Genomic DNA, 12,306 nt, shown 5'->3' with positions numbered 1-12,306 from the left:
TACGGCACTTGGAATCCTTTGGTCGTAGTTATTACTAAAATAGCAGTTTGCTATTTTATAAAGGAGAATGTAAATTGAATACTACCTTTTTGAAGGACTCAAGTCGTTCCTCGGTAAATGAGTTAACGAAGACAGCTATGGTTGCAGCTTTATATGTTGCCGTAACAGTACTTTTAGCTGTTTTTAGCTTTGGAAACATCCAACTACGTTTAGCTGAGATGTTTAATTATTTGGCTTTATACAATAAGCGCTATGTTGTGGCAATTACATTAGGTGTAGTCCTTGCTAATTTTATGTCCCCAACCTGGATGCTCGATGTGCCTATTGGTGGAATTGCAACTTTCCTTGTATTGATACTTTGTCGGAAGGTCACTAAGAGATTGACCAGTGAAATATGGAAAATAGCGATTACAGCTATTATCTTTGCGCTTTCCATGTTTACAGTTGCAGGGCAGTTAGCTATTATGCTGGAATTTCCTTTTTGGTATACCTATTTAACAGTCGGGCTAAGTGAATTGTTCTCGATGACTGTTGGTGGAATTGCTATATATTTATTAAATAAGAGAATAGACTTGTCTAAATAACTAAACCATATTCGCTTTAAGCGAATGTGGTTTTTTCACTTATATTTATTACATAAATTCTCTCAGGAAAACCAAGCTAGGTGGAAAAGCTAGGAGTGAGAGAAGCAGATGGAAGATTATACAGCAGGTGATATTGTTTATATTTTTTACCGTAACCCACATATTCAAAGCGTAGCTAACATTCAATCGGCGGCAGTAGTAAACAACCCAGAAAACCCTGACGAATTGGCTGTTTTTGTTTATGAAACGTATTACCCTTTAACGACTGACATGGCTATTTATGCAAGCGCCTATGAAGCGGAACAAGCATATCGTCATTATTTTCAATAAGACGGAGGTTGGACATGAGAAAACCATTTACACCCCAGCTTGTATATTTTGAGCCAAAGGCGCTTGAATATCCTCTAGGTAGAGAGCTGAAAGAGAAATTTGAAAAGCTGGGAAAAGAAATTCACTATACGACTTCCCACAACCAAATACGAAACCTTCCAGGCGATAATGATTTTCAAAAATATCGTATTGCTAAGTCTACGCTAGTAGTTGGTATACGTAAGACATTGAAATTTGATTCCTCTAAGCCTTCAGCTGAATATGCAATTCCCTTCGCCACGGGATGTATGGGGCATTGTCATTATTGCTATTTACAGACGACGATGGGAAGCAAGCCGTATATTCGAACGTATGTAAATGTGGAGGAAATTCTCGGAGCAGCTGACAAGTATATTGAGGAACGTGCACCAGAAATCACAAGATTTGAAGCATCCTGTACTTCTGATATAGTGGGAATCGACCATCTTACACATACATTAAAAAGGGCAATTGAACATTTTGGTCAATCAGAATTTGGCAGGCTTAGATTTGTGACAAAGTTTCACTTTGTAGATCACTTATTGGACGCAAAGCATAATGGGAACACGAGATTTCGCTTTAGTGTGAATGCTGATTATGTGATTAAAAATTTCGAACCAGGTACTTCTCCATTGGATAAGCGTATTGAGGCAGCTGGGAAGGTTGCTAGAGCAGGCTACCCCTTGGGATTTATCGTAGCTCCAATTTACCTTCATGAAGGTTGGAAAGAAGGATATTATCATATGTTTGAAAGATTAGATGCTGAACTTCCAAAGGACGCCCGCGATAATATAACCTTTGAATTCATACAGCATCGCTTTACTAAACCAGCTAAAAAAGTAATCGAAAAAAACTATCCTATGACCAAGCTTGAGCTAGATGAAGAATCCAGAAGAATAAAGTGGGGAAAATATGGGATAGGGAAATATATTTATCAAAAAGAAGAAGAGGAAGATATTAAAGAACATCTCTACAGTTATATGGAAAAGTTTTTTCCTAATGCTAAATTTGAATATTTTACTTAAAAAGCAAATAGCCCGATTCCTCAAAAGGGGAATCAGGCTATTTTATAATTTATATGAAATAACCTTTTTTTATTAACCATTTTTCAACAAAAAGTAAAGCATTCTCTATACTATCGTTCTCAAATGGTGAAGTAATGTTAGTGTTCTCTAGTAGCTCCAAAAAAGATAGACTTCCCCCAGCCAAAAAGAAATTTAAAGTAATATATAAAGAAATTTTATTCAAATGGATGTCTTCAATAAAAAAAACACATCAGCTCAATTAGTGATGTGTTTTAAAGGTTATTTATTCCGCATGATAAAACTTAAATGTCTACCTGTATTTCTGTCTTCTCGATGAGAGAAACCACCAGGGTTTAAAAATGTGCATGTTCGATCGATTGAAATACGTTCAAGTGGAATACCAGCAAGCTCACATTGCTTTTGGACGGTGAGCTGGTTATCGATATGAAATTTACCAGTTTCATTTTTATAGTACATAAAGTCGTTCGCATAGCCTAAATCTTTAAACTTTTTATAGACATCTTCATCTACCTCAAATTTTTCTTGGCTAAGTGCAGAGCCGATTTGTACATGAAAGTCATTTGGATTACAGTGTTCGTGTTGTTTTAAATACTCAAACAGCTTCCTTGTAATTTCCTTGACCGTTCCTTGCCAGCCAGAGTGTACTACTCCCACCAGATTATTTTTTTCATTGTAGAAAATGACAGGGACGCAATCTGCTGTAAAACTACATAACAAAAGATCTGGTTCAAATGTATAAAGAGCATCTGTATCCTTAATGGCAGTATCTAACAGCCTTGCTCCACGCCCCTTATCAGCTGCAGTTACCTTATGGAAATTGGCGCTATGTGTCTGATTGGCGCAAACAAAATCATCCAAATCACATTGGAGTTGCTCCGCCAGTCTCTTACGATTTTCCAATATATTCTTTGGATTTTCACAAACGTGTAAAGCCATGTTATTCTCTTCTAAAGCAGTAACGTCTTTCATTGTCGTTCCTATGACAAAACGCTCGTTATTTAAATATTTCCTAATATTCATATAATCACCCACTTTTAATATAGTATAATCCTTGGTAGTTGTATAGGAGAGCAGAATGGTCAGTTCGAGTAAAGAAGGGATAATCGGAAAAGATTTTGTCTATAGAGGAATTTTCCTCCTTGAATATTTCAAAAATATTACCTTTAAACAAGCGTGAATTCGCTTAATAGCGAGCTTCGGTTCTCTATTCATTTCCTTTGTAATATACCTGTAAAATTGCATCCAATTATTAAGGGATGATTTCCATTCTTTTTTTAATTTACTATATTAGTAGAGTTAAAAAAGGAAAGGAAGATTAAATTGTTTAAAAAAATAAAAGTAGCAATTGTAGGACTACTAACACTAACGTTATTAATGCCTATCACTACATTTGCAGCTAATTCCTATACAGTAGTTTCAGGAGACTCTTTATGGAAAATTGCTGTGAAGACACAAACAGGTGTTTCAGAATTAATCAAGGAAAATCCTCAATTAGAAAATGCGGACCTTATTTATCCAGGTCAAAAAATCAATGTCCCTTCAAACGATTCTTATAGTATAGAACAAGAAGTAATTAAACTTGTAAATGTGGAAAGAGCAAACGCGGGTCTTTCAGCATTAAAATACGATTGGGAGCTTGGAAGAGTAGCGCAATATAAATCACAGGATATGCACGATAAAAACTATTTTAGTCACACTAGTCCTGTCTATGGAACTCCATTTACAATGATGAAGAATTTTGGTATAAGCTATAAATCTGCAGGAGAAAATATTGCTATGGGTCAAAAAACAGCCTCAGCAGTAGTAGATGCTTGGATGAACAGTGAAGGTCATAGGGCGAATATCTTAAACAAAAACTATACTCATATTGGTGTAGGTTATGTAAAAGACGGTAACTACTGGACACAAATGTTTATACAAAAATAAGTAAAAAGGGTGCAAATGAAGGTAGTAGCCAAGTCATTTGCGCTCTTTTTTTGCAGTTATCCGATAAGATGAGAAAAATGAAAAGCGTAAATGATAAATAGCTAAAGTTGCGCTTTAAACGAATTCTTTCTGTGGAGTATAGCGATAAGCCATACTGTCGCATGTAATGTGAAACCAGCTTATCTCATGTTTTTTTATAATATAAAGTTTCATGTGAAACATTTTTCTTCCCGTTCAAAATGGAAATTCTCCTAGAAAGGGGCTTCAACCAATCAACGAATGGTCTAAGAGATCCTAGAATGTATATGGAGGCTTTTAAAGCGGGCTTTATTTGATTGGAGCGGCAGGCGGCGACTCCGGTTGGATGAGTGAGACAGATAAGACATCACAAACGACAGTGATGGCTTATCCTCACCCCACGGAAAGCGTCCGTTGAGAGCGGAAATCAACCATCATTTGTTAATCAAATAGTCAAAGTGAAAAGTATTTTATTAATAGCTTTAAATAAATGAGTTAGTTTTATCTATATTCCTTTCTCTTTACTATAAAACTTATGATTGGAGCGGCAGGCGGCGCCTCTTGTGGGACGACTGAGACAGATAAGACCTCATAAAAGATGCGCAAGCGACGGTGATGGCTTATCGCTCCCCCTCGGAACCTATGCCCAAAGGGAAAAAGAAAAAGTCTGATAAAGTTGAAAATGCGTTTACTTTAGCAGACTTTTCTTAGCAATTCCTCGGATTATTAGCTTTTTTTAAAAATGGGTAATGAAATAATTCTAAAGAGATTACAATCTAATAATAGTAATATTTGGTTTAATCAATAGAACAGATGTTGACAGATGAAAATCTCTGTTGTAGACTATGAACAATAATTGAATATAACCTCGCTTTATAGAAGTGAGGTAGAGGCGCGATATTTAACAGTCCTTAGTGGAGCTTGAGTAGCTGTGATGCTAGGGAGAAGGAAATGTCGCCGAAGTTTGTAATAAACTCATTATTACATGCTGGGTCTGCAGTGAATAATTGCAGGACTGTCCGTTATAAACGTCCCGGTTTATAATGGTGTGCTATCTCATGGGGAAAAGTAGAGGATTTAGGGCAACCATACATATATGACCTGAGTCTATCTCAGGTCTTTTTTTGTACGGTTGTCCTTTTTGTATGCATGCATACATATACTAATTTAAAAAAGGAGATTAATAGAGATGAAAAAAAGTCTATTCACTTTAACATTATTATTATCAACCATTTTACTGCTTGCAGCTTGTGGAACAAAAGAGGAAGAAAGCGTTGGATCAGCTTCTGATCAAGATACTTTTACAGTAGGTTTAGAGGCAGGATATGCACCATTTAACTGGACTCAAATGGATGACAAAAATGGTGGCGTAAAAATTGACGGTAATGCAGAATATGCTGGTGGTTACGATGTAGAAATTGCTAAAAAAATAGCTGAGGGCTTAGGTAAAGAGCTCGTTGTTGTTAAAACGGAATGGGACGGTTTAGTTCCAGCCCTAACATCCGGCAAAATTGATGCAATTATTGCAGGGATGTCACCAACTGCAGAGCGTAAAAAAACAATTGATTTCTCCGAAAACTATTATACTTCCAACTTTGTTATGGTGGTAAAAAAGGGCGGGACATTTGAAAATGCTACCTCCATTCAAGACTTTAAGGGTGCGAAAATTACTGGCCAATTAAATACTTCTCACTACGGGGTTATTGACCAAATTGAAGGAGTAAAAAAACAACCGGCATCAGATAATTTCCCTGCAATGCGTGTGGCACTAGAATCTGGAATGATTGACGGCTATGTATCTGAACGTCCAGAAGGGATTAGTGCTTCATCAGCAAATGATAAATTTGTAATGATCGAATTTACAGAAGGATTCGTGGCAGATGAAGAGGAAACAGCCGTTGCAGTAGGATTGAAAAAGGAAAGTGACTTAACAGACAAAATCAATAAAATTTTAGCAGGAATCTCAGAAGAAGAGCGACAAGAAATTATGGACAATGCTATTTTAAATCAACCAGCTGCAGAATAAGCATATAACAACGGCTGCTACTATTTTGCAGCCGTTTCATTATTTACAGCATTTACTGACTTTCCTTGGAAAGTGTGTTTATGGGTCAGCTAGTATGTAAGGAGGAAGACTATGAGTTTAGAATGGATTATATCCATCATTACAAATAATTGGCCAATGTTTTTACGAGGAGCCGGAGTAACCCTCTTAATATCCATTATTGGAACTATCTTCGGAGCTATCATCGGTTTGCTGGCAGGAGTTATAAGAACTGTTCCTATGCCGGAAAAGGGGATTAAAAGATACTTTCTTAAGCTGGTTAACTTAATGCTCTCTATTTATATAGAGTTTTTCCGTGGCACACCAATGATAGTACAAGCAATGGTTATTTTTTACGGCTCCTCATTGGCCTTTGGCTTAGACATGGATCGTCTACTCGCTGCTATTTTCATTGTTTCTATAAACACGGGTGCTTATATGGCGGAGATTGTTCGAGGCGGAGTTATTTCCATAGACAAGGGTCAATTTGAAGCCTCTCAAGCAATAGGGATGACGCATATTCAAACGATGCTTCATATTGTGTTACCTCAAGTTATCCGCAATATACTTCCTGCAACAGGTAACCAATTTATCATTAATATTAAGGATACCTCTGTGTTGAATGTAATCGGAGTCACTGAGCTGTATTTCCAAACAAAATCAGTTGCAGGAAATAACTTTAGATATTTTGAGTCATTTTTTGTAGCTTGTATCTTGTATTTCATCATGACATTTGCTGTTACCTTGATATTACGTCATTTTGAGAAGAAATTGGATGGACCTGAAAACTATACAGTCATTGGTCAACCGATGCAAATGGCAGTCCTACCAAAAGGTCCACATGAAAATCAGTAAGCAAAGGAGGAGCAACTATGGAAAAAGTAATTGAAATTCAACATTTAAGCAAATCCTTTGGAGCACATGAAGTATTAAAAGATATCGATTTCTCTGTTAAAAAAGGCGAGGTTGTATGCATCATTGGCTCTTCTGGATCGGGAAAATCGACTCTTCTCCGCTGCATTAATTTGTTGGAAAAGCCAAGTGGTGGGCAAATCATTTATCAAGGGGAGAATATTCTCGATAATAAGCACGATATCCATTCCTACCGAACGAAGCTTGGAATGGTCTTTCAACAGTTTAATCTGTTTAATAATCACAATGTGTTAGGTAACTGTTCAGTTGGACAGGTAAAGGTATTAAAGCGTTCTAAGGAAGAAGCCGAGAAAATTGCACTGAAATACTTAAACGTTGTAGGCATGGATGGCTACGTTAATGCTAAACCAAAGCAATTGTCCGGAGGTCAAAAGCAGAGAGTTGCTATTGCACGAGCCTTGTCTATGGAGCCTGATGTAATGCTTTTTGATGAGCCTACATCAGCACTTGACCCAGAAATGGTGGGGGAAGTGTTAAAAGTAATGAAAGAACTTGCGAACACTGGTTTGACAATGTTAATTGTTACTCATGAAATGGAATTTGCCAAGGAGGTTTCCGATCGAGTAGTCTTTATGGATAAGGGAGTTATTGCGGAGGAAGGCCCTCCAGAGCAAATTTTTAACAATCCTCTACAAGATCGAACGAGAGAATTCTTAAAAAGAACATTGAAATAAACTCTAGGTTGTTAGTATCAATTCACCTTTTTGTGTAGAAAAAAAATAGATAAAATAGTATATTGGTAATATATGCAATGGATAAATTATCAAATCTATGTAAGGCTTCCCTTTTAAAAGAAGAGGAAGCCTTTTATATAAGGAAAAAAACTAGAGGTGTTTTCATGAATGAAGTACTAAAACGAAATAATGTAAAAGTAATAGGGAACAAGGAAAAAGTAATAATGTTTGCCCATGGTTTCGGTTGTGATCAAACCATGTGGAGAAATATTGTCCCTTCATTTGAAGAAGAATATCAAATTGTTTTGTTTGATTATGTTGGGTCAGGAGATTCAAATTTAAAGGTTTATAATTCTGAGAAATATGGTTCACTTAAAGGCTATGTTCAAGATGTGCTAGATATAATAGAGGCATTGAAGCTTCACGAAGTAATCTTTGTTGGACATTCCGTTAGCTCCATGATCGGTATGCTAGCAGCCATTCAAAAACCTGAGGCATTTAAAAGTTTGGTTATGATTGGTCCATCTCCAAGGTATCTTAATGATAGAGAGTATTTTGGAGGATTCGAAGAAAGAGATATTTATGAAATGTTAGATATGATGGAGATGAATTTTATAGGATGGGCAAGCTATATGGCTCCAATAGTAGCCGCTAATGACGTGCACCCTGAGGTAGCAAAAGAAGTAGAAAAAAGTTTTAGCTCAACCGACCCGAAGATTACAAAGCAATTTGCGGAGGTGACATTCTTTTCCGACCATCGTAAGGATTTAGAGAAATCATCTATTCCAACATTAATCATCCAATGCTCAGAAGATAGTATTGTTCCTATTCAGGTAGGTGAATACTTACATCGCCATATTGAGAAAAGTGATTTTAAAATAATGGATGTGAAGGGACATTATCCTCATCTAAGTCACCCACATGAAACAATACAGCTGATTAAAGAGTATCTTTACCAAATGCAGTGAAGGGAATGGTATATGTATGGATGAGCGTTTAAATCTTGCGCCTTGTGGTTACGTTACTATCAGCCAAGAAGGTATGCTAATCGATATGAATAAAACCTTCCTTCAAATGACAGGGTTTACGTATGAAGAGATTGCTCAAAAGCATATAGAAACAATTATGTCTAAGACTAATAAGTTTATATTTCATACTTATTTTTATCCCTATATTCGATTATACGGACACGTCGAAGAGTTATTTCTAAGTCTACTGCATAAGGATGGTCAAAGCGTTCCAGTATTGTTAAATGGAAAAAAAGCAAATCGAGAAGGTATAGAGGTAATTGATTGTGTAATGGTTTCTATGGGGAAGAGAATAGGCTATGAACAAGAAATTAGACTAGCAAAAAAACAGTTGGAGGAAGCGTTCCGAGAAAAGGAACTGGCGCTTTCTAAATTAGAGGAATTGCATGAGGAAATAGAGGAAAAGCAAGAAAGACTTATTGAACTAAATGGTAAGCTAGAGAAATTAGCCATAACGGATAAATTGACTGGTTTAAAAAATCGTCGTTATTTTCATATCAAGCTAGAAGAGATGATTATGCAATTTGAGCAGAACAAACAGTCCTTTTCCTTATGCTTAATAGATATTGACCATTTTAAGCAGGTCAACGATACTTGGGGTCATGCGATGGGAGACCAGGTGCTAGAAAGGTTGGCCAAGATAGCAGAAGAAACTGTACGTCCGAAAGATACGGTGCTTAGATACGGCGGAGAGGAATTTATTGTACTTCTCCCACTAACAAATGCACAAGAGGCTAACCATCAGGCGGAACGTTTAAGGTTGGAAATTGAAAAGACTACTTGGCCAATTGACGAAATTACGATAAGTGTAGGAGTTGCAACTTACACGTCTGAGGATACTCGTACAACAGTGGTGGAGAAGGCTGATCATGCGTTGTATTATTCTAAGAGGAATGGTCGAAATAGAGTTACCCATATAAACGACTTATAGGGGGAATATAAATGGTTGCTTTTAGTGTTATTAAAAAAGACCAGGAATATTGGTTAGCTGACCAAATAAAGATGGATATGTCTAAAGATGAATACTGGTCAAAATTGAAAAGTCTTTTAAAAGATTGGAAGGACGAACAGGTGAATTACCTGTCCCTTCTAATGGATGAAGAATACGAACAACAGCTAATGAATGAAGGCTTTTATAAGGTTTCCTCTATTGTGGAATATACACGTCTACTAGATGAAAATTTTACTCTAGATGATGCTTTTCATGTGTTAACTCTTTCAAGAAGTTCGCTCGTAGACGAGGAATTTGCCCTATTATACGATAAATGCAGAAGTGGATCTGCAAACAAAAATAATTTATTTTCCATTGAACAGATAATGGAAGCCTTTGTGAATGAGCTAGGATCTAATTGGCGTCATTATTGTCATATTTTCTTTAAAGGTGAAGAACCCATGGGTATCAGTATTCCGCATATAGAAGACGGAACGGTCGAAGAAGGCAGGCTATTTTACTTTGGAGTAGTACCAGAACAGAGAGGCAAAGGTTTCGGAAAAGTATTTCATCTGTATTCTCTAGAATTATTAAAAAAAATGAACGCTACTTATTATGTAGGAAGTACAGACGAAAACAATGAATATATGATAAGAATTTTCCAAGCAAATGGTTGCATATTAAGAGATAAAAAAGGAATTTATCGGATAGATAAATAAAACTAGGTTAAGCAAAAAGGAGCATGTGATGTTAAATCACTCGCTCCTTTTAATATTACTTATTTAGTGGAAATAGCTTCTACAGTAGAAGCCACTTTAGAAATTATTAATTCACTTCCTAATAGCGGAGATTCTTTAGAAGCTTCAGCAGAACCAGGTTCTGGACGTTTATGGGCTTCCTTGAAGATATCACTATTTCTCCAAGCTTGGAAACCTTCTTCATTTTCCCAATACATATTTACATTCATTTCATCATATTCAGTTGTACCTTGTGTAATAGTAACCTCTACTTTGATGAAGCCTTCCATTTCTTGAAGTGGACTTGGCTTTGTAAAATTTGGAGCCATTCTTTCAGCAAATCCTGGTTTTGTTTTAATACGATTTGTTACGATAATCATTAGACATTCTCCTTTTTTACTTATTTGAGTGTAATTATAACATTTCCTATACGATATATCTTTTCATAGTATCTAAACAGATATTCATAGGCAGATCTTTTAATGAGGAAGCTTAAGGGGTAAAGTAGACGAGCTAGCATGAATTCTACTAAAAGGAGGAGAACTAGATACGTCCTAGTAAGAATATGATTAGATCTTCTAGCTTTTTCACATAAACAAATTGAATTTTATGCTCAAGTGCTTCATTATTATAGATACAAGACTTTTCATAATCAATAAACAGACGATTATGTAAAAGAAATACATTTACACGAAGGAAGTAGTTTATGTCGGAAGCAAATATAACTCGTTTAGAGGTTGATGGCAAGGAAATTATTTTAATTGGTACTGCTCATGTCTCTAGGTTGAGCGCTGAGCAGGTTAAAGAAGTGATTGAAAAAGAAAATCCTGATTCCGTGTGTATAGAGTTAGATGAACAAAGATATCAATCTATTACTGATAATAACAAATGGAAAGAAACAGATATTTTTAAAATCATAAAAGAGAAGAAAGCGACTTTATTATTGATGAACTTAGCTATTTCTTCCTTCCAAAATCGTATGGCCAAGCAGTTCGACATTAAACCAGGCCAAGAAATGATTCAAGGAATTGAAAGTGCAAAAGAAACCGGAGCAGAACTTGTACTAGCTGACCGTAATATCCAAATAACATTCTCTCGTATCTGGCATAATCTTGGTTGGTTAGGTAAGTCTCAGCTTCTTACATCGGTTTTCTATAGCATCTTTAGTAAAGACACCATTTCCGAAGAAGAGCTAGAGAAGATGAAATCGCAGGACACTTTAAATGCAGTACTTGCAGAATTTACAGAGTCATTTCCAAGGCTGAAAACACCTTTAATTGATGAACGAGACCAGTTCTTAGCTCAAAAGATTAAGGAAGCCCCGGGTAAAAAAATTGTAGCAGTATTAGGAGCGGCACATGTTCCTGGTATTACAAAAGAAATTTACAAACATCAGGATTTAGAAAGACTTTCTACAGTCCCACCCAAATCAATTTTACCTAAAATAATTGGATGGTCGCTTCCTATCCTTATCATTGCATTGATCGCTTATACATTTATAGCAAACCCAACAGCAGGATGGGATCAGGCATGGAGCTGGATTATTTGGACGGGAACGATGGCAGCAATTGGGGCAATTGTAGCTTTAGGACATCCTTTAGCAATTGTTACAGCTTTCATAGTGGCTCCAATAACAGCATTGCATCCTATATTAGCCTCCGGTTGGTTTTCTGGCTTGGTCCAAGCTTATATGAAACGCCCCACAATTGGCGACTTTGAGAGACTGTCCGAAGACGTGTTTACGATAAAAGGGTTCTGGAAGAATAAAGTTACACGTGTATTACTCGTTTTAGTTCTAACTAATCTATTTGGTTCACTTGGTACAATAATCGGTGGTGCTGATGTCATCAGAGTGTTCTTTAAAAACCTATAATTATCACTAAAGGAGTAGCGGTCATTTTCGCTCCTCCTTTTTCTATTTTTAAGCAATAGATTTTTCTTTTTGTTATGATGTTTCAACATTATGTATCTTTAAAAGTGGAAGACTTCTGATTATGATTGGCAGATGAGTTCTACTATAATATTAGTTACCAGGAA

13 protein-coding genes and 1 riboswitch are annotated in these 12,306 nt (G+C 36.3%); of the genes, 11 read left to right on the top strand and 2 right to left on the bottom strand.

From position 1 onward, the window contains the following. Positions 1 to 74: 74 nt before the first annotated feature. The 3 genes from ACQKNZ_RS17505 (at position 75) to splB (ending at position 1,957) form a co-directional block, all read left to right on the top strand. Positions 75 to 584 carry a QueT transporter family protein gene (locus ACQKNZ_RS17505; protein WP_225216060.1) on the top strand — a complete coding sequence of 170 codons (510 nt, stop codon included), beginning with the start codon at positions 75 to 77 and terminating at the stop codon, positions 582 to 584. Positions 585 to 692: 108 nt separating this feature from the next. Beyond that, on the top strand, positions 693 to 914 hold the full coding sequence (locus ACQKNZ_RS17500) for a transcriptional regulator SplA domain-containing protein (RefSeq protein WP_144540155.1): 222 nt from the start codon (positions 693 to 695) through the stop codon (positions 912 to 914). 14 nt (positions 915 to 928) lie between these two features. Continuing rightward, the gene (gene splB, locus ACQKNZ_RS17495) at positions 929 to 1,957 is read left to right on the top strand and encodes a spore photoproduct lyase (protein WP_144540153.1); all 1,029 of its coding nucleotides are present in this window, start codon (positions 929 to 931) and stop codon (positions 1,955 to 1,957) included. A gap of 279 nt (positions 1,958 to 2,236) precedes the next feature. Here the strand turns inward: splB and pgeF are convergent, their stop codons facing one another. Then, on the bottom strand, positions 2,237 to 2,998 hold the full coding sequence (pgeF, locus tag ACQKNZ_RS17490) for a peptidoglycan editing factor PgeF (protein WP_427660914.1): 762 nt from the start codon (positions 2,996 to 2,998) through the stop codon (positions 2,237 to 2,239). Positions 2,999 to 3,298: 300 nt separating this feature from the next. Between pgeF and safA the strand changes: the two genes are divergently transcribed. The 7 genes from safA to ACQKNZ_RS17455 all read left to right on the top strand — a co-directional run bounded on the left by safA (position 3,299) and on the right by ACQKNZ_RS17455 (position 10,251). Then, complete coding sequence (safA, locus tag ACQKNZ_RS17485) at positions 3,299 to 3,904, top strand: SafA/ExsA family spore coat assembly protein (RefSeq protein WP_427660912.1); 606 nt, start codon at positions 3,299 to 3,301, stop codon at positions 3,902 to 3,904. An 897-nt stretch (positions 3,905 to 4,801) separates the two neighbouring features. Beyond that, positions 4,802 to 4,984: riboswitch (Lysine riboswitch) on the top strand. A 127-nt stretch (positions 4,985 to 5,111) separates the two neighbouring features. Further along, positions 5,112 to 5,948: a transporter substrate-binding domain-containing protein gene (locus ACQKNZ_RS17480; protein ID WP_144540147.1), complete on the top strand. Its 837-nt coding sequence runs from the start codon at positions 5,112 to 5,114 to the stop codon at positions 5,946 to 5,948. 111 nt (positions 5,949 to 6,059) lie between these two features. Further along, the gene (locus ACQKNZ_RS17475) at positions 6,060 to 6,821 is read left to right on the top strand and encodes an amino acid ABC transporter permease (RefSeq protein WP_144540145.1); all 762 of its coding nucleotides are present in this window, start codon (positions 6,060 to 6,062) and stop codon (positions 6,819 to 6,821) included. A gap of 17 nt (positions 6,822 to 6,838) precedes the next feature. After that, a complete protein-coding gene (locus ACQKNZ_RS17470; protein ID WP_144540143.1) occupies positions 6,839 to 7,573 on the top strand; it encodes an ATP-binding cassette domain-containing protein in 735 nt (244 codons plus the stop codon). A gap of 164 nt (positions 7,574 to 7,737) precedes the next feature. Next, the gene (locus ACQKNZ_RS17465; RefSeq protein WP_427660909.1) at positions 7,738 to 8,541 is read left to right on the top strand and encodes an alpha/beta fold hydrolase; all 804 of its coding nucleotides are present in this window, start codon (positions 7,738 to 7,740) and stop codon (positions 8,539 to 8,541) included. Positions 8,542 to 8,557: 16 nt separating this feature from the next. After that, complete coding sequence (locus ACQKNZ_RS17460; protein WP_427660907.1) at positions 8,558 to 9,532, top strand: sensor domain-containing diguanylate cyclase; 975 nt, start codon at positions 8,558 to 8,560, stop codon at positions 9,530 to 9,532. An 11-nt stretch (positions 9,533 to 9,543) separates the two neighbouring features. Next, positions 9,544 to 10,251: a GNAT family N-acetyltransferase gene (locus ACQKNZ_RS17455; RefSeq protein ID WP_151111972.1), complete on the top strand. Its 708-nt coding sequence runs from the start codon at positions 9,544 to 9,546 to the stop codon at positions 10,249 to 10,251. Positions 10,252 to 10,310: 59 nt separating this feature from the next. Here the strand turns inward: ACQKNZ_RS17455 and ACQKNZ_RS17450 are convergent, their stop codons facing one another. Continuing rightward, complete coding sequence (locus ACQKNZ_RS17450) at positions 10,311 to 10,649, bottom strand: heme oxygenase (protein ID WP_144540135.1); 339 nt, start codon at positions 10,647 to 10,649, stop codon at positions 10,311 to 10,313. 326 nt (positions 10,650 to 10,975) lie between these two features. Here ACQKNZ_RS17450 and ACQKNZ_RS17445 point away from each other — a divergent pair, with 326 nt between their 5' ends. Next, the gene (locus ACQKNZ_RS17445) at positions 10,976 to 12,142 is read left to right on the top strand and encodes a TraB/GumN family protein (RefSeq protein WP_144540133.1); all 1,167 of its coding nucleotides are present in this window, start codon (positions 10,976 to 10,978) and stop codon (positions 12,140 to 12,142) included. The last annotated feature ends 164 nt before the right edge of the window (positions 12,143 to 12,306 follow it).

It is taken from the genome of Psychrobacillus sp. NPDC093200 (assembly GCF_050280345.1).
Lineage (GTDB): Bacteria > Bacillota > Bacilli > Bacillales_A > Planococcaceae > Psychrobacillus > Psychrobacillus faecigallinarum.
Note: the sequence above shows the minus strand (reverse complement) of the source record. Positions and strands in the feature narration are given on the sequence as shown.

Coding starts and splice junctions, on each gene's coding strand:
- ACQKNZ_RS17500 (WP_144540155.1), top strand. CDS start 693: ATGGAAGATTATACAGCAGGTGATATTGTTTATATTTTTTACCGTAAC.
- splB (WP_144540153.1), top strand. CDS start 929: ATGAGAAAACCATTTACACCCCAGCTTGTATATTTTGAGCCAAAGGCG.
- pgeF (WP_427660914.1), bottom strand. CDS start 2,998: ATGAATATTAGGAAATATTTAAATAACGAGCGTTTTGTCATAGGAACG.
- ACQKNZ_RS17480 (WP_144540147.1), top strand. CDS start 5,112: ATGAAAAAAAGTCTATTCACTTTAACATTATTATTATCAACCATTTTA.
- ACQKNZ_RS17475 (WP_144540145.1), top strand. CDS start 6,060: ATGAGTTTAGAATGGATTATATCCATCATTACAAATAATTGGCCAATG.
- ACQKNZ_RS17470 (WP_144540143.1), top strand. CDS start 6,839: ATGGAAAAAGTAATTGAAATTCAACATTTAAGCAAATCCTTTGGAGCA.
- ACQKNZ_RS17465 (WP_427660909.1), top strand. CDS start 7,738: ATGAATGAAGTACTAAAACGAAATAATGTAAAAGTAATAGGGAACAAG.
- ACQKNZ_RS17460 (WP_427660907.1), top strand. CDS start 8,558: ATGGATGAGCGTTTAAATCTTGCGCCTTGTGGTTACGTTACTATCAGC.
- ACQKNZ_RS17455 (WP_151111972.1), top strand. CDS start 9,544: ATGGTTGCTTTTAGTGTTATTAAAAAAGACCAGGAATATTGGTTAGCT.
- ACQKNZ_RS17450 (WP_144540135.1), bottom strand. CDS start 10,649: ATGATTATCGTAACAAATCGTATTAAAACAAAACCAGGATTTGCTGAA.
- ACQKNZ_RS17445 (WP_144540133.1), top strand. CDS start 10,976: ATGTCGGAAGCAAATATAACTCGTTTAGAGGTTGATGGCAAGGAAATT.